The organism is Streptomyces globisporus (genome assembly GCF_003501885.1).
Classification (GTDB): Bacteria; Actinomycetota; Actinomycetes; order Streptomycetales; family Streptomycetaceae; genus Streptomyces; species Streptomyces globisporus_D.
Genome location: NZ_QWFA01000118.1, coordinates 1 through 19,256, shown reverse-complemented (window position 1 = coordinate 19,256; position 19,256 = coordinate 1). Strand labels below are relative to the sequence as shown.

The following is a 19,256-nucleotide window of genomic DNA, read 5'->3' as shown; positions in this document are numbered from 1 at the left end:
GGGCGGGGGAGATGCGGGCACCGGGACGGGCCGGGTGGTGGGGCCGGTTGGGAGGGGGCTCAAAATGGTCCGTCCGTGCCATGCGCGGCACGTATCGCGCTCCCTAGGCTGGGATGTCGGTGTTGCCAGAGGCCGGTGACGGCCGGGAGGACGGCAGAGAGAGGTGACGCACGTGGTGACGCTCAGCGCTCCGAACGCTCAGGACTGTGTGGCCCTCGCCGAGATCGAGCTGTGCGGCGAGCTGATGATCGCCGCGTCGGCCGCGGACGAGGAACGCCTCAGTCCCGACCGTATCGACGAAGTGCTCGACGTCCGGGGTGCGGAGTCCTGGGCGACGGTCCCCCGGCAGGCCGCCCGCCGGGGGTGACGCCCGCGCGACCGCGCATCACGTGCGGAGCAGCCGGGCGATCGCCTTCGTGGCCTCCTCGACCTTGGCGTCGATCTCCTCGCCGCCCTTGACGGCCGCGTCGGCGACGCAGTGGCGCAGGTGCTCCTCCAGCAGCTGGAGGGCGAAGGACTGCAGGGCCTTCGTGGACGCCGACACCTGGGTGAGTATGTCGATGCAGTAGACGTCCTCGTCGACCATGCGCTGCAGGCCGCGGATCTGGCCCTCGATCCGGCGCAGGCGTTTGAGGTGCTCGTCCTTCTGGTGGTGGTAGCCGTGGATGCCGCGGTCATGGTCCGTGACGATGTCCACAGGTGCGGTCGCCGCCGGGTCCGGAGCGGCCACGTCTGCCGCTTCCGCCCCCGTGATTCCGGCCCCGGCCCCGGTTCCGGTCGTGGTCATCTGCGTCCTCCCGTTGTCCTGATATACCCCTGCCGGGTATATGGTAACGAATCCTGCCGAAACGTGACCGGGGGTCCGTGCTGATCGCCGTGTCCGATGGGCGACACTGAAGAACGCCGGTTAGCCGTGGCCGGATGATGCGCCTAGCATCAGCCTGACCGAATCCAAAGCACCCCGAGGACCCCACGTGCGCTTTCGTCTGACCCCCAGGGAGACGAGCTTCTACGACATGTTCTCCGCCTCCGCGGACAACATTGTCACGGGCTCGAAACTCCTGATGGAACTGCTCGGGGCGGATTCTGCCTCCCGAGTCGAGATCGCGGAGCGTATGCGGGCAGCGGAGCACGCGGGGGACGATGCGACCCACGCGATCTTCCACCAGCTGAACTCCTCCTTCATCACGCCGTTCGACCGCGAGGACATCTACAACCTGGCGTCCTCGCTCGACGACATCATGGACTTCATGGAGGAGGCCGTCGACCTGGTCGTCCTCTACCAGGTCCAGGAGCTCCCCAAGGGCGTCGAGCAGCAGATCGAGGTGCTGGCCCGGGCGGCGGAACTGACCGCCGAGGCCATGCCGGGGCTGCGGACCATGGACAACCTCACGGAGTACTGGATCGAGGTCAACCGGCTGGAGAACCAGGCCGACCAGATCCACCGCAAGCTGCTGGCCCACCTCTTCAACGGCAAGTACGACGCCATGGAGGTGCTGAAGCTCAAGCAGATCGTGGATGTGCTGGAAGAGGCGGCTGACGCGTTCGAGCACGTCGCGAACACCGTGGAGACCATCGCGGTCAAGGAGTCCTGAACCTCGTGGACACCTTTGCGCTGGTCGTGACCATCGGGGTCGCGCTCGGCTTCACGTATACGAACGGCTTCCACGACTCCGCGAACGCCATCGCCACCTCGGTCTCCACCCGGGCGCTGACCCCGCGTGCGGCTCTGGCGATGGCGGCGGTGATGAACCTGGCCGGCGCCTTCCTGGGCCAGGGGGTCGCCAAGACCGTCAGCGAAGGCCTCATCGCCACGCCCGTCGGGCAGAAGGGCATGGGGATTCTGTTCGCGGCGCTGGTCGGCGCGATCATCTGGAACCTGATCACCTGGTACTACGGCCTCCCCTCCTCGTCCTCGCACGCCCTGTTCGGCGGCATGGTCGGGGCGGCGCTGGCCGGCGGCACGGACGTCATCTGGACCGGCGTGCTGGAGAAGATCGTCATCCCGATGTTCATCTCGCCGTTCGTCGGCCTGATCGTCGGCTATCTGGTGATGGTCGGCATCATGTGGATGTTCCGGAACGCCAACCCGCACAAGGCCAAGCGCGGCTTCCGGATCGCCCAGACGGTCTCGGCGGCGGGCATGGCGCTCGGCCACGGTCTCCAGGACGCGCAGAAGACGATGGGCATCGTGGTGATGGCCCTGGTCATCGCCGACATCGAGGGCCCGAACGACGAGATCCCGGTCTGGGTCAAGATCGCCTGTGCGGTGATGCTCTCGCTGGGTACGTACGCGGGCGGCTGGCGCATCATGCGGACCCTCGGCCGCAAGATCATCGAGCTGGACCCGCCGCAGGGCTTCGCGGCGGAGACCACCGGCGCCTCGATCATGTTCGGTTCGGCGTTCCTCTTCCACGCGCCGATCTCGACCACGCACGTCATCACCTCCGCGATCATGGGCGTCGGTGCCACCAAGCGCGTGAACGCCGTGCGCTGGGGCGTCGCGAAGAACATCATCCTGGGCTGGTTCATCACCATGCCCGCCGCGGCCCTGGTCGCCGCGCTGAGTTACGGGGCCGTCCTGCTGCTCTTCGGCTGATCGGTTCCGGGTGGTTACACGTGTGGGTCCGCCCCCGTACTCGTACGAGTACGGGGGCGGACCCTTTCGCCTTGTGGTGGCACCGCCATGCAGCACCGCAAGGCCGTATCGGGGCGTGGAGCCCGGTGGGCTCAGCCGAAGCGGCCGGAGATGTAGTCCTCCGTGGCCTGGACCGACGGGTTGGAGAAGATCCGCTCGGTCTCGTCGATCTCGATGAGCCGACCGGGCTTGCCGACCGCCGAGAGGTTGAAGAACGCGGTGCGGTCCGAGACGCGGGCCGCCTGCTGCATGTTGTGCGTCACGATGACGATCGTGAAGCGCTCCTTCAGCTCGCCGATCAGGTCCTCAATGGCGAGGGTCGAGATCGGGTCGAGCGCCGAGCACGGCTCGTCCATCAGCAGGACCTGCGGCTCGACCGCGATGGCGCGGGCGATGCACAGACGCTGCTGCTGGCCGCCGGAGAGGCCGGAGCCGGGCTTGCCCAGCCGGTCCTTGACCTCGTTCCAGAGGTTCGCGCCGCGCAGGGACTTCTCGACGACGTCGTTCAGCTCGCTCTTGCGGTAGCTGCCGTTCAGCCGGAGGCCCGCCGCCACGTTGTCGAAGATCGACATGGTGGGGAAGGGGTTGGGGCGCTGGAAGACCATGCCGACCGTGCGGCGCACGGTGACCGGGTCGACGTTGGAGGCGTAGAGGTTCTCGTCGTCCAGCAGCACCTTGCCCTCGACGCGGCCGCCGGGGGTGACCTCGTGCATCCGGTTCAGGGTGCGCAGGAAGGTGGACTTGCCGCAGCCGGACGGGCCGATGAAGGCCGTCACGGAGCGGGGCTCCACGGTCATCGAGATGTCCTCGATGGCCTTGTGGCTGCCGTAGTAGGCGGTGAGGCCGCTGATGTCGATGCGCTTGGCCATGGGAATCACTGCTTCTTTCGGGAGGTCGCTGATGGCCGCGTCAGCGACCGGTCTTCGGGGCCTTCCAGCGGGCGATGCCGCGGGCCACGAGGTTGAGGATCATGACGAAGGCGATCAGCACCAGGGCCGCTGCCCAGGCGCGGTCGTAGGACGCGGCCTCGCCGATCTTGTACTGCTCGTAGATGTAGAACGGCAGCGAGGACTGGGCGCCTTCGAAGGGGTTCGTGTTGATCAGCTGGCTGCCGAAGACCAGGAGGATGATCGGGGCCGTCTCACCGGCGATACGGGCGATGGCGAGCATGACGCCCGTGGTGATGCCGCCGATCGCGGTCGGCAGGACCACCTTGAGGATGGTGCGCCACTTCGGGATGCCGAGGGCGAGGGAGGCCTCGCGCAGCTCGTTGGGGACGAGCTTGAGCATCTCCTCGGTGGAGCGGACCACGACGGGGATCATCAGGATCGTCAGGGCGAGCGCGCCCATCAGGCCGGACGGCTCCAGGTTGGCGATCAGCATGATCGACAGGATGAAGAGACCGGCCACGATGGACGGGATGCCCGTCATCACGTCGACGAAGAAGGTGACGGCCCGGGCCAGCGCGCCCTTGCCGTACTCGACGAGGTAGACGGCGGTCAGCAGGCCGAGCGGGGCGGAGATCACCGTGGCGATGCCGACCTGCTCCAGGGTGCCGATCAGCGCGTGGTAGACGCCGCCGCTGGCCTCGGAGCCGAGCACACCGGCCATCGAGTGGGTGAGGAAGTAGCCGTCGAGGCGCTCCGCGCCGCGGACGATCGTCGTCCAGAGCAGCGAGGCGAGCGGGACGACGGCGATCAGGAAGCAGACCCACATCACGCTGGTGGCGAGGCGGTCCTTGGCCTGGCGCTGGTTCTCGACGACCGTCGTGGCGACGTAGGAGATGGCCAGGAAGAACAGGGCCGAGATCAGGCCCCACTGGATGCGGCTCTCCCAGCCGGCGGCCAGCGAGATGCCGACGCCGAGCGCGATCGAGACGACGGCGAAGCCGAGCGGCGCGAGGCGGGGCAGGGAGCGGCTGCCGAGGCTGTTCCCCGGGGAGGACGAGGCGGGCGACGGGCGTTCCATGACGCCGGTGGGTGCGTGGCTCATGCGTTGGCCCCCGAGTACTCCTTGCGGCGGGCGATGATGAGCCGGGCCGCGCCGTTGACCAGCAGGGTGAGGACGAAGAGGACGAGACCGGAGGCGATCAGGGCGTCCCGCCCGAACGCGTCGGCCTCGCCGAACTTGGCCGCGATGTTCTGGGCGAACGTGCCGCCGCCCGGGTTGAGCAGGTGCAGCGAGATGAGGAAGTTCGGGGAGAGGACCGTGGCGACGGCCATCGTCTCGCCGAGTGCGCGGCCGAGGCCCAGCATCGAGGCGGAGATGATGCCGGAGCGGCCGAAGGGCAGCACGGAGAGGCGGATGACCTCCCAGCGGGTGGCGCCGAGCGCGAGCGCGGCCTCCTCGTTCATCTTCGGGACCTGGAGGAAGACCTCGCGGCTGACGCTGGTCACGATCGGCAGGATCATGATCGCGAGCAGGATGCCGACGGTGAAGAGCGAGCGGGCGACGCCGACCTCGGTCTTCTCGAAGATGTACGTCCAGCCGAAGAACTGGTCGAGCCAGAGGTTGAGGCCCTCCAGATACGGCACGAGGACGAGGGCGCCCCAGATGCCGTAGACGATGCTGGGCACTGCGGCGAGCAGGTCGACCACGTACGCGATCGGGGCGGCCAGCTTGCGCGGCGCGTAGTGCGAGATGAACAGGGCGATGCCGACAGCGATCGGAACCGCGATGAGCATCGCGATGATCGAGCTGACGACCGTGCCGAAGAGCAGGACCGCGATGCCGAAGACCGGGGGGTCCCCGGCCGGGTTCCAGTCGAAGGTGGTGAGGAAGTTGCCCTCGTCCTTCGAGATGGCGAGCACCGAGCGGTAGGTGAGGAACACGGCGATCGACGCCATGATCACGAGCAGCAGGATGCCCGAGCCGCGGGAGAGGCCCAGGAAGATCTTGTCGCCCGCGCGCCCGGTGGACTTGGGGCGCCCGGCCCGTTCGGGCGGAGCCGGCGGGGCCGGTGGCATGTCTATGGGTGTGGTGGAAGCCATGGTCTTTCCGGTCTGTGTGGGGGAGCCGTGGCTCCCCTGGCGGCGGTGCACCGGATGGTCGGGGCGGCCGGGTCCGGGTGGGGACCCGGCCGCCCCGGGGTGTTACGAGAGGGAGCCGATGGTCTCGCGGACCTTGGCGTTGATCTCGGCCGGGATCGGGGCGTAGCCGGCGTCGGTCAGGATCTTCTGGCCGTCGTCGGAGGCGGCGTAGGAGAGGAAGGACTTGACGGTGTCGAGCGTCTCGGGCTTGTTGCCGCTGTCGCAGACGACCTCGTACGTCACGAGGACCAGCGGGTAGGCGCCCTCGGCCTTGGTGGTGTAGTCGAGGTCGAGCGCCAGGTCCTTGCCGGTGCCCTTGATCTTGGCGGCGGCGATGGCCTTGGAGGCGTTCTCCGAGGTGGCCTGGACCGGGGCGGCACCGCCGGTGTTGATGTCCACGGTCGGGATCGACTGGGACTTGGCGTAGGAGAGCTCGAAGTAGCCGATCGCGCCGTCGACCTGCTTCACCTGGGCGGCGACGCCGGAGGAGCCGGACGCGGCCTGGCCACCGGGGGCCGGCCACTTCTTCTCGGCCTCGTACTTCCAGTCGTCGGGAGCCGCGGCGCCGAGGTACTTGCCGAGGTTCTGCGTGGTGCCGGAGTCCTCGGAGCGGTGGAAGGCCTGGATGGCCTTGTCCGGGAGGTCGACGCCGTCGTTCAGCTTGGCGATCGCCGGGTCGTTCCACTTCTTGATCTTGCTGTCGAAGATCTTGGCGAGGGTCGGGGCGTCCAGCGTGAGCTTGTCGACACCCTCCAGCTTGAAGCCGATCGCGACCGGGCCGCCGACCATCGGCAGGTTGATGCCCTGGCCGGTCTTGCACATCTTCTTGGAGTCGGCGACCTCCTCGGGCTTCAGCGCCGAGTCGGAGCCGGCGAAGCCGACGGTGCCCTGGTTGAAGGCGACGATGCCCTCGCCGGAGGAGGACGAGTTGTAGTTGATCTCCACACCGGAACAGGCGGCCATGTAGTTCTTGACCCAGAGGTCCATCGCGTTCTTCTGCGCGCTGGAGCCCGAAGCCCGCAGCTGCCCCTTGGCCTTGCCGCAGTCGACGTTCGACGCGGCGGTCGTCTTCTCGCCGGTGCCGGTGGCGCCGCCCGTGTTGTCGTCCGAACCGCACGCCGTGAGGACCAGGGCGCCGGAGACGGCGAGGGCACCGAGCGCGGTGGCACGAAGCCGGTTCTTGCGCTGAAGCTTCACTTTCGGGTGTTCCTTCCAGGAGCCGCCGTGGTCGTTTCGTTCTACGACGGCGTGCGATGAGGAGGGGTGCTGTGGCTTGTCGCCGCGCACCTTGTACGTCCGAAATTAGGCAGAACAGGTGAAGCCGCCGACGGGGGAGAGTGAACGGCAGGTGAACCGTGTTGGGCAGGCGGGTGCGGGGTCGGGGCGGTGGTCATGGCCCGTGGTCAGGCCGTTGTCAGGGTCTGGGCAGTGCGTCCAGGAACGCGGTCAGCTGCCGGACGTCCCGGGGCTGGGTGAGCCGGGCGCGGGCGGCGTCGGGGGCCAGCCACAGGATGCGGTCCACCTCGTCGTTGGCTGTGAACGTGCCGCCGGTCGCCTCGGCCGCCCAGTAGTCGACGACCTTGGGGCGGCCGTCCACCACGTAACGCGAGGTGGGGAGGCGGGTGCCCGGGGCGCAGTGGTGCCCGGTCTCCTCCAGCACCTCCCGTACGGCGGCGGCCAGCGGCTCCTCGTCGCGCTTGAGCTTGCCCTTCGGGAAGGAGAAGTCGCCGTACTTCGGGCGGTGGACCAGGCACACCTCCACGCTGCCGCCGCCCGGGGCGCGCCGCCACAGTACGCATCCCGCGGCGCGGATCACGGGACCGTGGGGGCCCCCGCTCATGGCGCCGTCAGGGCCGTGGCGTACGGCCAGGTCTCGCGGAACACCGCCCGCGCCGCCTCCACCTCGTGGCGCTGGTCCGCGTGGAGCACGCCCAGCGCGTACGCCGTGGCCGGGGCGATCCGGGGGGTGCGGGCCGCCGCTGCCGCCGCCGCGGCCGCCTCCACCGCGTCCCGGTGCAGGTCGAGGGCGTGCCCGCAGGAGGCGAGGGACGGGGCGGCGGCGCCGAGGACGACCTCGTGGGCGTACCGGTGGAGCCGCAGCAGCAGCCGGGCCTGGTGCCACGCCGCGTCCTGCGCCTCGTTGTACGGCTCGGTGTCGGCGGGCGGGAGGGCGGCCACCGCGGCGAGGAGGCGTTGCTCGGCGCGTTCGGCGGGCTCCAGGAGGGCCTCGGCGGTCCGGCCCGTGGTGCCGGGGGCCAGCGGGACGTCGGAGGCCAGGAGCGCGACGGCGTCGGCGACCGCGTGGAACCGGGAGGAGCCGAGCGCCTGGAGAGCCGCGGAGTGCGACCGGGTCCGGGCGAGGGTGAGGCGGCGTTCCAGCAGCGCCCCGGCGCGCGCGGCCCCGACCCCGAGGGCGGCGCGGCCCTGGGCGTCGGACGCGGCGGATTCCCCGGCGGCCCTGGCCCCCCGGGCGGCGGGGAGGGCGGGGCCGGAGAGCTGGTGCAGGGCCTCGACGAGCCGGGTGAGGCGGTTCGCGTAGGCGTGTTCGCGGGCGAGTACGCCGGAGAGCCAGGCCAGCTCGGCGCGGAGCTGGTCGGCCCAGTGCGGGTCGAGGGCGGCCCGGAAGGTGTGCAGGGAGCCGCTGATCCGGCGGGCCGCGCGGCGCAGTGCGCGGGTGGCCGCCGCGGCGTCGTGGCCGCCGGACTCGGCGGGGGCGCTGTGCTCGTGGTGCAGGCGCAGGCTGCGCAGGAAGTCGGCGGCCTGCCCGCGGAGGTAGGGCGCGAGGACCGCCTCCGTGGTCAGGTCCCCGGCGGGGTGGCCTTCTGCGGCGCGGGCTGCGGCGGGGCCGGTTCCGGAAGGCCCGGGTCCGGTGAGCCCGGATCCGGCGGGGCGCCCCGCTCCCGTGGCCCCGTCCGGCGGCGCGTCCACCGTGGCGTCGGCGCCGGCCCCCGGGGCGGGATCCGTCGTGGGCCGGGTCGTCGTCTGCTGGTCAGGGCGTCGCACGCCTGCGCCTCCGGGCGTCGATGAGCATTTCCTGGACGTGCCGCAGCGGCTGGCCGTCCGCGTCCGTGGCGTGCCGGGTCCAGTTCCCGTCGGGGCCCAGGTGCCAGGAGGAGGTGGTGTCGGCCATACCGGTCTCCAGGAGTCGGCTGAGTGCGGCGCGGTGGGCGGGGTCGGTGACCCGGACCAGGGCTTCGATCCGGCGGTCGAGGTTGCGGTGCATCATGTCGGCGCTGCCGAACCACACCTCGGGCTCGCCGCCGTTGCCGAAGGCGAAGATCCGGGAGTGTTCGAGGAAGCGGCCGAGTATGGAGCGGACCCGGATGTTCTCGGAGAGCCCGGCGACCCCGGGGCGGATCGCGCAGATCCCGCGCACCCAGATGTCGACGGGGACGCCCGCCTGGGCCGCCCGGTAGCAGGCGTCGATGATCGCTTCGTCGACCATCGAGTTGACCTTGAACCGGACGTAGGCGGGGCGGCCGGCCCGGTGGTGGGAGATCTCCTTGTTGATGCGGGCGATCAGCCCGTCGCGCAGGGACTTCGGGGCGACCAGGAGGCGGCGGTAGGTCTCGCGGCGGGAGTAGCCGGAGAGCCGGTTGAACAGGTCGGAGAGGTCCGCCCCGACCTGCGGGTCCGCCGTGAGCAGGCCGAGGTCCTCGTACAGCCGGGCCGTCTTGGGGTGGTAGTTGCCCGTGCCGACGTGGGAGTAGCGGCGCAGGGTGTCGCCCTCCTGGCGGACGACGAGCGAGAGCTTGCAGTGGGTCTTCAGCCCGACGAGGCCGTAGACGACATGGCAGCCCGCCTCCTCCAGCTTCCGGGCCCACTTGATGTTGGCCTGCTCGTCGAAGCGGGCCTTGATCTCGACGAGGACGAGGACCTGCTTGCCGGACTCGGCGGCGTCGATCAGGGCGTCCACTATCGGGGAGTCGCCGGAGGTGCGGTACAGGGTCTGCTTGATGGCCAGCACGTCCGGGTCGCCCGCCGCCTGCTCCAGGAACGCCTGGACGGAGGTGGAGAACGAGTCGTACGGGTGGTGGAGCAGCACGTCCCGTTCGCGCAGGGCGGCGAAGATGTCGGGCGCGGACGCGGACTCCACCTCGGCCAGGTCCCGGTGGGTGCCCGCGACGAACTTCGGGTACTTCAGCTCGGGCCGGTCCAGCGAGGCGATCGCGAACAGCCCGGTCAGGTCGAGGGGGCCGGGCAGCGGGTAGACCTCCGCGTCGGACACCTTCAGTTCGCGGACCAGCAGGTCCAGCACGTAGGGGTCGATGGACTCCTCGACCTCAAGCCGGACCGGCGGGCCGAAGCGGCGGCGCATGAGCTCCTTCTCCAGGGCCTGGAGCAGGTTCTCCGCGTCGTCCTCCTCGACCTCCAGGTCCTCGTTCCTGGTGACCCGGAACATGTGGTGCGCCAGCACCTCCATCCCCGGGAACAGCTCCTCCAGGTGCGCCGCGATGACGTCCTCGATGGGGACGTACCGCTGCGGGGACGCCTCCAGGAAGCGGGTCAGCAGCGGCGGGACCTTGACCCGGGCGAAGTGGCGGTGGCCGCTGACCGGGTTGCGGACGACGACGGCGAGGTTGAGCGAGAGCCCGGAGATGTACGGGAAGGGGTGCGCGGGGTCGACGGCCAGCGGGGTCAGGACCGGGAAGACGCGCTGCCGGAAGAAGGTGAACAGGCGGGCCTGCTCCTTCTCGGTCAGGTCCGGCCAGCGGATCAGCTGGATGCCCTCGTCGGACAGGTCGGGGGCGATGTCCTGCTGGAAGCAGGCGGCGTGCCGGGCCATGAGCTCGCGCGAGCGGGTCCAGATGAGGTCCAGGACCTCGCGGGGCTGGAGGCCGGAGGCGGAGCGGGTGGCGACGCCGGTGGCGATGCGGCGCTTGAGGCCGGCCACCCGGACCATGAAGAACTCGTCCAGGTTCGAGGCGAAGATGGCGAGGAAGTTGGCCCGCTCCAGGATGGGCGTGGCCGGGTCCTCGGCCAGCTCCAGGACCCGTTCGTTGAACGCGAGCCAGCTGCGTTCGCGGTCGAGGAAACGCCCCTGGGGCAGCTCGTCGCCGTCCCGGTCGGGCTCGTAGGCGTCCGCGTCGGCGTCGAGGTCGGGATCCAGGTCGGCGGCGGTGGAGAAGCTGACCCCGCCCGCCGCCGGGGTGGCGTGCGGCCGGTGCGCGGCGAGCGAGCCGACGGACGGCTGGGCGGCGGGCTGGACGGGGACCTCGGAGCTGGGCTGCTGGCTCATGGACCTATTGTTCCGCGCGGAGTGCTCCTCAGGCGCGTCGGAGCCCGGAAAGATCGCGGAAGGCCCGGGAAACCCCGGGTCACGGGCTCTCCCGTTGCGGCGGGGGGCGGGCACAGCTGGCTGCATCCCGTGAGGGTCGCAAGGGCGTCTGAATGGCCGGTAACGGCGACATGACGTACAGGAAGCGGTGTGCCTGCGGGTGGGCCCCGACGGTCACTGTACGTGTTCGTCGTCCGGGCCCACCCCTCGTGGGGCCCGGACGACGGGTCTCCCCGGGTCCGCGCTCAGCCGTGGAGGCGGCGCAGGACCCGGAAGGCGGCGAACACGGCGAGGGCCGCCAGGGCCAGGAGGATGCCGGTCTCGACGAGCTGGAGGGGCCAGTAGTGGGAGGCGGGGTGGACCTCGGAGAAATGGGCGGTGGCTCCCAGATCGCGCCAACAGGCATCGATGTCCTGCAGGGGGTCGGCGGCGTAGTCGTAGCAGTCCTCCCAGTACAGCTTCCGGCCCGACTCCGTCAGCCTGCCCATGTCGACGACCCAGTCGCCGGAGTTGAGCTCCACGGGGCCGGGGCTCTGCCGGAAGCCGGTCGGCCACAGCTCGTAACGCCTCTTGCCCAGGCCGAGGGCGACCGTCCCGAGGGCGAGAGCGGTGAGGGACATGGACAGCAGCGTGCGGCGGACGAGCACCGCGCACAGCGCGCCCACCGCCACGGCCAGCAGCGTGAAGCCGAGGAGGGCGGGGCCGGTGCCGGGGAAGATGCCGGACGCGTACCAGGGGGTCAGGTGGGAGTACGGGTACCCGCGGAGCGCCCAGAGCCCCCAGCGGTAGACGGCGATCAGGACCGCCATCCCGACGACCGCCAGTGCGGCGGGCACGGCCAGCCGGGCGGCGAGCCAGTGGGCGGGGGAGACCGACTGCGCCCAGGCCAGCCGGAAGGTGCCGCTCTCCAGTTCGCGGGCGATCAGCGGTCCGGCGACGAAGACCCCGATGAGCCCGGCCAGCAGGAGCAGCACCGTGCCGCCGTCGGACAGGAAGAGCTCGGAGGACGTACGGGCGTAACTGGGCAGGTAGTCGCCGCCGCACGGGGTCATGTCGCCGTCGGCGCACAGCTCCTTCGCGGAGGCCATCCAGACACGGAGCGCGACGACGATGCCGATGCCGATGACCAGCAGGGCGGCCCCCGCCCACAGGGCCTTGCGGTGCATGCGGAGCAGGACGCGGGCGGGCCCGCGCAGGGTGCCGGGCGTCGTGGCGACGGTGTCGGTCTTCGGGCGGGTCAGCGTGCTCATGCCGCCACCGCCTCCGCCCGCGTCCCGGCCGACGCGCTCGGCGTCAGCAGCGGCGGGGCGTCCGGGGAGCGCAGATGGGCGAGCAGCAGCTCCTCCAGGGAGGGCTGGGTGACGGCCCAGGCGGCGGTGTCCACGGGGCCCTCCTTTCTGATGAGTGCCGTGAGTTGACGCCCCGTCGTACGGGATTCGACGACGGTGTGCGGGGCCAGATCGCGGGCCTGGCCGGTGAGCAGGGCGTGCGCGTCGACGATGTCCTCCGCCTCGCCGCCGAGCCGGACGCGCCCGCCGTCGACGAACAGGAGGTAGTCGCAGGCGCCTTCCAGCTCGGTGAGGATGTGCGAGGACATCACGATCGTCGTGCCGTGCTCGGCGGTATCCGCCATCAGGACGCCCATCAGCTCATGCCGGGCGAGCGGGTCGAGGTCGGCCATCGGCTCGTCCAGCAGCATCAGTTCGGGCCGCTTGCCGAGCGCGAGGGCCAGCGCGAGCCGGGTGCGCTGCCCGCCGGAGAGCGTACGGACGCGGGCGGTGCGCGGCAGCGCCCCGGCGATCCGGTCCGCGGTGGCGCGGTCCCAGCGCCCGGGGTTCAGCTCGGCGCCGGCCCAGAGCGTGTCCGCGACGGTGAGCTGCGGGTACAGCGGCTTGTCCTGGGCGACGAAGGCGATCCGGTCGCGTACGGCGGCGGGATCGGTGGAGCCGAGGACGGCGAGGGACCCGGCGCCGGGGCGGTCCAGACCCGCGGCCAGGTTCAACAGGGTCGACTTGCCTGCCCCGTTGGGCCCGACGAGGGCGCAGACGCGTCCGGCGGGCAGTCGGAACGAGCAGTCGTGCAGGGCGCGGTGGCCGCCGCCCCTGCGCCCGTAGGTCCTTCCGAGGCCGTGTGCCTCGATCGCGACGCCGGTCATCGTTCCTGGTCCCCCTCGTGTGAACGGCCCGCGGTGCCGGTGCCGTTCGTGCTGTACGTGCTGTCCAGTACGGCGGTGAAGAGCGCGCCGACGTCGTCCTTCTCCAGCCCGGCCGCCCGGGCCCGGCGGGCCCAGTCGGCGAGTTCGGTGCGCAGGGGCGCGTCGGCGGCGGTCGCGTCGGGCGCGCCGCCCAGCGTCCGGCGGACGAAGGTGCCGAGCCCCCGGCGGGCCTCGACGAGGCCTTCGCGCTCCAGCTCCCGGTAGGCCTTGAGGACCGTGTTCGGGTTGATCGCGGTGGCTTCCACCACCTCGCGGGCGGTCGGCAGCCGATCGCCCGGTTCGAGCACGCCCAGGCGCAGGGCCTGCTTCGTCTGCTGGACGATCTGGAGATAGGTGGCGACGCCGCTGCGCCGGTCGATACGGAACTCGACCGCTGCGGACTCTGCTGCCATGCGCAGAACCACCCTTTCACTAATTGAGTAGTGAAAGGGTGATGCAAAGAAGGGGCGGCGTCAAGTGACGCCGCCCCGGGAGGTGTTCGGAGGAGAGCTTGCCGGCCGGGCGCGGTCGGGCGCCCGGGCGCTTGCGCGGACGCGCTATTACGCGGCCGGCGGGGCCGGGGTGTGGTCGGCCCGCAGCTCCTCGTTGATGCGCTGTGCCTCTTCCAGCTGGTCCTCGAGGACGACGATGCGGCAGGCGTCCTCGATCTTCGTGCCCTGGTCGACCAGTTCACGGGCGCGGGCCGCGATGCGCAGCTGGTAGCGGGAGTAACGGCGGTGGCCTCCGTCGGAGCGCAGCGGGGTGATCAGGCGGTTCTCGCCGAGCGTGCGGAGGAAGGCGGGGGTGGTGCCGAGCATCTCGGCGGCCCGGCCCATGGTGTAGGCGGGGTAGTCGTCATCGTCGAACTTGTCGGTGGGGCGGGTACTGCGAGGGGGCATAGCACCTCTTCTTTCGGGGACACGTCGGGGGGCCCGAGCACCTTGCGGTGCTCGGGCCCCGAGCTTTCAACACCATCTGCCGGCCGACTGTGCCGGCTCATCTGTTCCGCCGGTCCGCCCGAGGGGGCGGGGAAGCGGGGATCGCGAATGCGTGACCGGGGACCACCTTCCGTTCCGGGGTCTCTGCGGTACCCGAGCGGAATCCTCCTCGCTCAGGCGATCCTGATGGCGTCTGCTCCTTACCTCGTTCGGTTTCACTCTTTCGGTACTGCGGGTACTGCGGGTACTGCGGATGTTGCGGTACTGCATGCGGCCCCGGGGGCCGCCCGGCCCGGCAGCCAGTGGGGGAACCCACCGTTTCCGGCTCCCTCGCTCCGCTGCCGTTCCGCTTACTGCTCTGACCTGCATGCGCGGCAGTTCGTGTCTGCCGCGCTCTCTTGTCTTCCGGCTACGAGGAAAACGTTAACCCCGCCGATAGGTAGATGTCTACTCCCGCCACGATAGATTTTCTGCCGAGTCGGACGAGGCGCTTCTAAGGCGTCGACGCTCCGGAAGCTGTTGTGGCGGGAGGCCTCAGGACTCCGTGCGGTACATCAGGTCCACCTCGTGCGTGGTGAAGCCGATGCGCTCGTACACCGTCACGGCCGCCGTGTTGTCCGCGTCCACGTAGAGCATCGCGGTGGGCAGCGCCTCGGCGGCCAGGTGGTGCAGGCCGATCGAGGTCAGGGCCTTGCCGAGGCCGCCGCCCTGGGCCTCGGGCAGGACCCCGACGACGTACACCTCGCCGACCTGCTCCTCGGCGTGCACCTTCGTCCAGTGGAAGCCGACGATCTCCCCCTCCCGCTCGGCCAGGAAGAAGCCCTTCGGGTCGAACCAGGGCTCTGCCTTGCGGTCGTCCAGGTCCTGCTGGGTCAGGGATCCCTGCTCCGGGTGATGAGCGAAAGCGGCGCGGTTCACGGCGAGCCAGGCGGCGTCGTCCCGCCCCGGCTCGAAGGTCCGTACGGTGACGCCCTCGGGCAGGACCGGCTCGGCGAGATCGAGCGGGATCAGGCTCCGCCGCAGCTGGCGCAGTTCGCGGAAGAGGGAGAGGCCGAGCACCTGGGCGAGGTGGCGGGCCGCGGAGGTGCCGCCGTGCGCCCAGACCCGCAGTCGCTTGCCGGTCGCGGCGAGGAGGGCGGCGCCGAGCGCCCGGCCGTGTCCGTTGCCGCGCCGGTCGGGGTGGACGACCAGCTCGGCGGCCGGGGCCTCGACCGGGTCGGTGTCCTCCAGCTGGGCGTATCCGGAGAGCGCGCCGTCGACGGTGAGCAGGAAGTGCCGTACGCCGGCGCGGTGTCCGCCCCGGATCCGGAGCCGGCCCTGCTCGGAGACCGCCTGCCGGCCGTCGGACGCGGCCGCCTCGGAGAGCAGGGCGAGGACGGCCTCGGCCTGTGCGGGGTCGAGTGCGTCGAGGGCCTGAATCTCGCGTCCGGGAGCGGGGAGGGGTGCGTCAGTCGTCATGCCTCCGAGCGTACGGCGGTGGGCACGCCCGGTGGCGGCGCGGCGGGGCGGGTGCGCGGCCGGGGCGCCGGAGGCGGGGAGTTGGGCCGTCTACAGCACGCAAAGGAGCCATATGGAGCCATGTGGCCGGATGGCAACCAGTCCGTAACCCCGAACACCTGTTGCGCTACGCGCGTTGACTCTAGGCTGCGGCTCGCAGGATGCAGTACTGACACCACTGAACTGACACACAAGGGGACCGATGTCAGCGACTCCACAGAAGAATCGCGCGTCCCGGCGGGTGCTCGCCGCCGCGGCCGGTCTGGCCACCGTGGGCGCGCTCGTCGCCGCGATGCCGGCCGGGGCCCATGACCGGGGTCACGGGCACGGCGGCGGGCACGGACACGGCCACAAGCCCCGTACCGTCGACGTGCAGTTGCTGTCGTTCAACGACCTGCACGGCAACCTGGAGCCGCCGGCCGGTTCGGCGGGCAACGTCTCCGAGACGCAGCCCGACGGCACGGTGAAGGCGATCCCGGCCGGTGGCGTCGAGTACCTGGCGACCTCGCTGCGCACCGCGCGCAAGGGCAACCCGTACTCCGTCACGGCGGCCGGCGGCGACATGGTCGGCGCGAGTCCGCTGCTGTCGGGCCTCTTCCACGACGAGCCGACGATCGAGGCGCTGAACGGTCTCGACCTGGACGTCACGGCGGTCGGCAACCACGAGTTCGACGAGGGCGCCACCGAGCTGGCCCGCCTCCAGAACGGCGGCTGCCACCCGGTCGAGGGCTGTTACGAGAAGGGCAAGAAGTTCAAGGGAGCGGACTTCCCCTACCTCGCGGCCAACGTGACCAAGGAGAAGACCGGCAAGCCGCTGCTGAAGCCGTACACCGTCTGGAAGAAGAACGGCGTCAAGATCGGCTTCATCGGAGTGACCCTGGAGGGCACCCCGGACATCGTCACGGCCAACGGCGTGAAGGGCCTGAAGTTCCACGACGAGGTCGAGACGATCAACAAGTACGCCCGCGAGCTGGACCGCAGGGGCGTCAAGTCGATCGTGGCGCTGATCCACGAGGGCGGGGCCCCGGCCTCCACCTCGTACAACTACGACTGCGACAGCCCCGGCGCGGGCGACGGCATCTCCGGCCCGATCGTCGACATCGCCAAGGGCATCACGCCGAAGGTGGACGCCCTGGTCACGGGCCACACCCACCAGGCGTACGTGTGCACGGTCCCGGACCCGTCCGGCAAGCCGCGCATGGTCACGTCGGCCTCGTCGTTCGGCAAGCTGTACACGGACACCACGCTGACCTACGACCGCCGCACCAAGGACATCGTCCGTACGTCGGTGAAGTCCGCGAACCACGTCGTGACCCGGGACCAGCCCAAGGCCCCCGACATGACCCGTCTCATCGACCGCTGGAACAAGCTCGCGGCCCCGATCGCGAACAAGCCGCAGGGCTGGATCAGCGCCGACATCAACGGCCGCGGCTCCACGGCCCCCGAGAAGCCGCTCGGCAACGTCATCGCCGACGCCCAGCTCGAAGGCCTCGCCCCGGCCGACAAGGGCGGCGCGGAAGTCGCGTTCATGAACCCGGGCGGTGTCCGCGCGGACCTGGTGCACAAGGCGTCCGGCAGTGAGGGCGACGGGGTCGTCACCTACGGCGAGGCGTTCACCGTGCAGCCGTTCACCAACATGATGAACGTCGTCGACCTCACGGGCGCCCAGCTGGTCTCCGCACTCCAGCAGCAGGTCAGCGGGCCCAACGAGGCCAGCCCGAAGATCCTCCAGGTCTCCAAGGGCCTCACCTACACGCTCGATCTGACGAAGAGCGGCGCGGACCGCGTGGTGGCCGGCACCATCAAGCTGAACGGCGAGGCGATCGACCCGGCGCGCACCTACCGTGTCGCGATGAACGAGTTCCTCGCGGGCGGCGGCGACGGCTTCCCGGCCCTCGGCCAGGGCACGAACAAGCTGGTCGGCGCGTCCGACCTGGACCTGTTCAACGCCTACCTGGCGGCCCACTCCACGGCCACCGCCCCGCTGGCCCCGCCGGCGACGGACCGGATCACGGTCATCCAGTAGGCACCGTGTGACGTGTGGGGGAGGGGCGGCGGGCCTGCGGGCCGGTCGCCCCTCCCCGTTGGTCCTCCTGTCAGCCTCTGGCGAAGCTTGTTGACCCTTAAAGTAGGCGGCCGGTTGTCGGACCCACCAAGGAGAATCCCGGGTGAGCAACGTACTGAGGATGAACAGCGGCCGGAGAAAGGTCCGGAGCCTCACCCCGCCGCCGACGGTCGAGGACACCATCGACTTCTTCGACGGATCGGGGACGCACAGCGTGGTGGCCCGCCCCGAGCGCGAACTGCCCCCGGGCGGCGTCCCCGCCTACCTGGAGGCCCGCAAGACCGGTGTCCGCTCCTTCGTGCTGTGGACCGACGAGCACCGCCGGGAACGGTTGGCGACCGTGGTGACCCGGTCCGCCGGCGGCGGGGTCGCCACCTTCCAGGTGCTGGGCCCCCAGGGCGAGTTGATCGGCACGATCGTGCGCGAGAAGGCGCTCCGGGGACGGGGCCTGCGCACTCGCTGGACCGTGACCCAGCCCGGCGGCCCCGAGATGGTGGGCTACAAGGGGCGGATCGTGTGGTGGTTCCTGTGGTGGCTGTGCCTGCCGCTGATGGTGGTGCTCGTCCTCATCACGGTGTTCGACAGCGTCCCGGGGAACGAGGCCGGGGCCGCGCGTGCTCCTCGGCGCATCCGTTGGCGTGCGGCCGGGCGGATGCCGCTGGAGTTCCGGTCGCGGGGCGACAAGCTGCATCTGCACGCACCGGAGGTGGACTGGCGGCTGGGCGCGGCGCTGGTCGCACTGGTGCGGAGCTTCAGCGCGGTGAACTGGGACGGCCACAAGACGTGACCCGGGACGGGGTGGTGTTTCGGGACGGCGCGGCGTAGAACTGGCCCCATGTCCGCCCAGCAGCCGCCGCCCCCGCACCGACCCCATCCCCCCGGCGGGCCTTGGTTCGTGCCACCGCAGCCCGGGGAGATCACGGCTGCCTACCGGCGCCGGGCCCGCCTTCTCACCTGGTCCGCGATCGTCGTGGGGGCCCTCATGGCGGTGGCGCTCGTGGTGAGCGTCGTCTTCCTCGTACGGGCGGACCAGGACACGAGGAACGCGGCCTACGGCTATCTCGCCCTCGTCCTCTGGGTCGGTATCGCCGCCGCAGTCCCGGTCCTGCTGGCCCTCGCGATCCCCGCTGCGCGCATGCGGCGGCGACTGCGGGAGCGGCAGCGCTAGAGCAGTCCGGCGGATCATGCGGCGGCGCGTACGTCCTCGCCCCGGTGCGCGCGGGTCTCGCGGCAGTCGCGGCAGCACCCGGGGTCGGCTGAGCGGAAGGCGCGGTCGCAGTCGGCGCAGGTCTGGAAGGGCGTGACGGCGACGCGGGGCCGGGCGGGGGCGACGAGATCACATGCCCCGGGGAGCGGTGGGGGCAGGAGCGCTGTCAGCCGGTGCTTGAGGAGTTTGACGGGGTGGCGGAGGGGCTGCGGCAGGTCGTCGGTGAGCGTGCGACGGATGGTGTCGGGGTGCGCGTCGCGTTCCAGCCAGGTGGCGACCGCGGGCGCGAGGTGGCGGATGTCGCCCTCGGAGAGCGTGAACTGGGGTGCGTGGCGGCGTAGATCGCTGAGGAGCGCGGTGGCGGCGCGGTCGAGCTCCGGGGTGAGGGCGCCGGGCTGGGGGAGGGGACG

19 protein-coding genes and 1 pseudogene are annotated in these 19,256 nt (G+C 70.9%); 6 read left to right on the top strand and 14 right to left on the bottom strand.

Annotation, left to right across the window (positions count from 1 at the left end; all coding sequences use genetic code 11):
* The first annotated feature begins 163 nt into the window (after positions 1-163).
* Positions 164-367 carry a hypothetical protein gene (locus D3105_RS21595; protein ID WP_097874813.1) on the top strand — a complete coding sequence of 68 codons (204 nt, stop codon included), beginning with the start codon at positions 164-166 and terminating at the stop codon, positions 365-367.
* Between the two features lie 18 nt (positions 368-385).
* Here D3105_RS21595 and D3105_RS21590 read toward each other — a convergent pair whose 3' ends face one another.
* Positions 386-787 carry a metal-sensitive transcriptional regulator gene (locus D3105_RS21590; RefSeq protein WP_118904741.1) on the bottom strand — a complete coding sequence of 134 codons (402 nt, stop codon included), beginning with the start codon at positions 785-787 and terminating at the stop codon, positions 386-388.
* A gap of 187 nt (positions 788-974) precedes the next feature.
* Here D3105_RS21590 and D3105_RS21585 point away from each other — a divergent pair, with 187 nt between their 5' ends.
* Positions 975-1,595, top strand: a complete 621-nt coding sequence (locus D3105_RS21585; RefSeq protein WP_003968094.1) for a DUF47 domain-containing protein — start codon at positions 975-977, stop codon at positions 1,593-1,595.
* Between the two features lie 5 nt (positions 1,596-1,600).
* Positions 1,601-2,599 (top strand): inorganic phosphate transporter, encoded by a 999-nt coding sequence (locus D3105_RS21580; protein WP_118904740.1) that lies wholly within the window; start codon positions 1,601-1,603, stop codon positions 2,597-2,599.
* Between the two features lie 131 nt (positions 2,600-2,730).
* Here the strand turns inward: D3105_RS21580 and pstB are convergent, their stop codons facing one another.
* From pstB to mshD, 12 genes are all read right to left on the bottom strand, one after another.
* Entirely contained in the window at positions 2,731-3,507 is a 777-nt protein-coding gene (gene pstB, locus D3105_RS21575; RefSeq protein ID WP_118904739.1) for a phosphate ABC transporter ATP-binding protein PstB, read from the bottom strand.
* A gap of 40 nt (positions 3,508-3,547) precedes the next feature.
* Positions 3,548-4,630: a phosphate ABC transporter permease PstA gene (gene pstA, locus D3105_RS21570; protein WP_118904738.1), complete on the bottom strand. Its 1,083-nt coding sequence runs from the start codon at positions 4,628-4,630 to the stop codon at positions 3,548-3,550.
* Positions 4,627-5,628 (bottom strand): phosphate ABC transporter permease subunit PstC, encoded by a 1,002-nt coding sequence (gene pstC / locus D3105_RS21565; RefSeq protein WP_118904737.1) that lies wholly within the window; start codon positions 5,626-5,628, stop codon positions 4,627-4,629. Before pstC ends, pstA begins: the two co-directional genes overlap by 4 nt.
* Before the next feature lie 102 nt (positions 5,629-5,730).
* Positions 5,731-6,864, bottom strand: coding sequence for a phosphate ABC transporter substrate-binding protein PstS (gene pstS, locus D3105_RS21560; RefSeq protein ID WP_118904736.1), 1,134 nt, complete (start codon positions 6,862-6,864; stop codon positions 5,731-5,733).
* Between the two features lie 217 nt (positions 6,865-7,081).
* Entirely contained in the window at positions 7,082-7,507 is a 426-nt protein-coding gene (locus D3105_RS21555) for an NUDIX hydrolase (protein ID WP_118904735.1), read from the bottom strand.
* Positions 7,504-8,670, bottom strand: coding sequence for a CHAD domain-containing protein (locus D3105_RS21550; RefSeq protein ID WP_118904734.1), 1,167 nt, complete (start codon positions 8,668-8,670; stop codon positions 7,504-7,506). The genes D3105_RS21555 and D3105_RS21550 overlap by 4 nt, the downstream gene beginning before the upstream one ends.
* A complete protein-coding gene (locus tag D3105_RS21545) occupies positions 8,657-10,906 on the bottom strand; it encodes an RNA degradosome polyphosphate kinase (RefSeq protein WP_118904733.1) in 2,250 nt (749 codons plus the stop codon). Before D3105_RS21545 ends, D3105_RS21550 begins: the two co-directional genes overlap by 14 nt.
* A gap of 284 nt (positions 10,907-11,190) precedes the next feature.
* On the bottom strand, positions 11,191-12,195 hold the full coding sequence (locus tag D3105_RS21540; protein ID WP_118904732.1) for an ABC transporter permease: 1,005 nt from the start codon (positions 12,193-12,195) through the stop codon (positions 11,191-11,193).
* Entirely contained in the window at positions 12,192-13,100 is a 909-nt protein-coding gene (locus tag D3105_RS21535) for an ABC transporter ATP-binding protein (RefSeq protein ID WP_118904731.1), read from the bottom strand. Before D3105_RS21535 ends, D3105_RS21540 begins: the two co-directional genes overlap by 4 nt.
* The gene (locus D3105_RS21530) at positions 13,097-13,552 is read right to left on the bottom strand and encodes a GntR family transcriptional regulator (RefSeq protein ID WP_118904730.1); all 456 of its coding nucleotides are present in this window, start codon (positions 13,550-13,552) and stop codon (positions 13,097-13,099) included. Before D3105_RS21530 ends, D3105_RS21535 begins: the two co-directional genes overlap by 4 nt.
* Positions 13,553-13,699: 147 nt before the next feature.
* Complete coding sequence (locus D3105_RS21525) at positions 13,700-14,038, bottom strand: MerR family transcriptional regulator (protein ID WP_118904729.1); 339 nt, start codon at positions 14,036-14,038, stop codon at positions 13,700-13,702.
* Positions 14,039-14,611: 573 nt separating this feature from the next.
* Entirely contained in the window at positions 14,612-15,535 is a 924-nt protein-coding gene (mshD, locus tag D3105_RS21520) for a mycothiol synthase (RefSeq protein WP_118904728.1), read from the bottom strand.
* A gap of 241 nt (positions 15,536-15,776) precedes the next feature.
* Here mshD and D3105_RS21515 point away from each other — a divergent pair, with 241 nt between their 5' ends.
* The 3 genes from D3105_RS21515 (at position 15,777) to D3105_RS21505 (ending at position 18,807) form a co-directional block, all read left to right on the top strand.
* Entirely contained in the window at positions 15,777-17,600 is a 1,824-nt protein-coding gene (locus D3105_RS21515; protein WP_118904727.1) for a bifunctional metallophosphatase/5'-nucleotidase, read from the top strand.
* A gap of 142 nt (positions 17,601-17,742) precedes the next feature.
* Positions 17,743-18,426 carry a hypothetical protein gene (locus tag D3105_RS21510; protein WP_206272835.1) on the top strand — a complete coding sequence of 228 codons (684 nt, stop codon included), beginning with the start codon at positions 17,743-17,745 and terminating at the stop codon, positions 18,424-18,426.
* A 108-nt stretch (positions 18,427-18,534) separates the two neighbouring features.
* A complete protein-coding gene (locus D3105_RS21505) occupies positions 18,535-18,807 on the top strand; it encodes a hypothetical protein (RefSeq protein ID WP_240646982.1) in 273 nt (90 codons plus the stop codon).
* A gap of 14 nt (positions 18,808-18,821) precedes the next feature.
* On the opposite strand, the pseudogene D3105_RS21500 reads toward D3105_RS21505, so the two are convergent.
* A pseudogene (locus tag D3105_RS21500) lies at positions 18,822-19,256 on the bottom strand (hypothetical protein); the annotation flags it as partial.

Excerpts from the sequence above, each read along its gene's own strand:
- pstC (WP_118904737.1), bottom strand. The coding sequence starts at position 5,628 with ATGGCTTCCACCACACCCATAGACATGCCACCGGCCCCGCCGGCTCCG.
- D3105_RS21555 (WP_118904735.1), bottom strand. The coding sequence starts at position 7,507 with ATGAGCGGGGGCCCCCACGGTCCCGTGATCCGCGCCGCGGGATGCGTA.
- D3105_RS21525 (WP_118904729.1), bottom strand. The coding sequence starts at position 14,038 with ATGCCCCCTCGCAGTACCCGCCCCACCGACAAGTTCGACGATGACGAC.
- D3105_RS21515 (WP_118904727.1), top strand. The coding sequence starts at position 15,777 with ATGTCAGCGACTCCACAGAAGAATCGCGCGTCCCGGCGGGTGCTCGCC.
- D3105_RS21540 (WP_118904732.1), bottom strand. The coding sequence starts at position 12,195 with ATGAGCACGCTGACCCGCCCGAAGACCGACACCGTCGCCACGACGCCC.
- D3105_RS21545 (WP_118904733.1), bottom strand. The coding sequence starts at position 10,906 with ATGAGCCAGCAGCCCAGCTCCGAGGTCCCCGTCCAGCCCGCCGCCCAG.
- pstA (WP_118904738.1), bottom strand. The coding sequence starts at position 4,630 with ATGAGCCACGCACCCACCGGCGTCATGGAACGCCCGTCGCCCGCCTCG.
- D3105_RS21530 (WP_118904730.1), bottom strand. The coding sequence starts at position 13,552 with ATGGCAGCAGAGTCCGCAGCGGTCGAGTTCCGTATCGACCGGCGCAGC.
- D3105_RS21590 (WP_118904741.1), bottom strand. The coding sequence starts at position 787 with ATGACCACGACCGGAACCGGGGCCGGGGCCGGAATCACGGGGGCGGAA.
- pstB (WP_118904739.1), bottom strand. The coding sequence starts at position 3,507 with ATGGCCAAGCGCATCGACATCAGCGGCCTCACCGCCTACTACGGCAGC.
- D3105_RS21535 (WP_118904731.1), bottom strand. The coding sequence starts at position 13,100 with ATGACCGGCGTCGCGATCGAGGCACACGGCCTCGGAAGGACCTACGGG.
- mshD (WP_118904728.1), bottom strand. The coding sequence starts at position 15,535 with ATGACGACTGACGCACCCCTCCCCGCTCCCGGACGCGAGATTCAGGCC.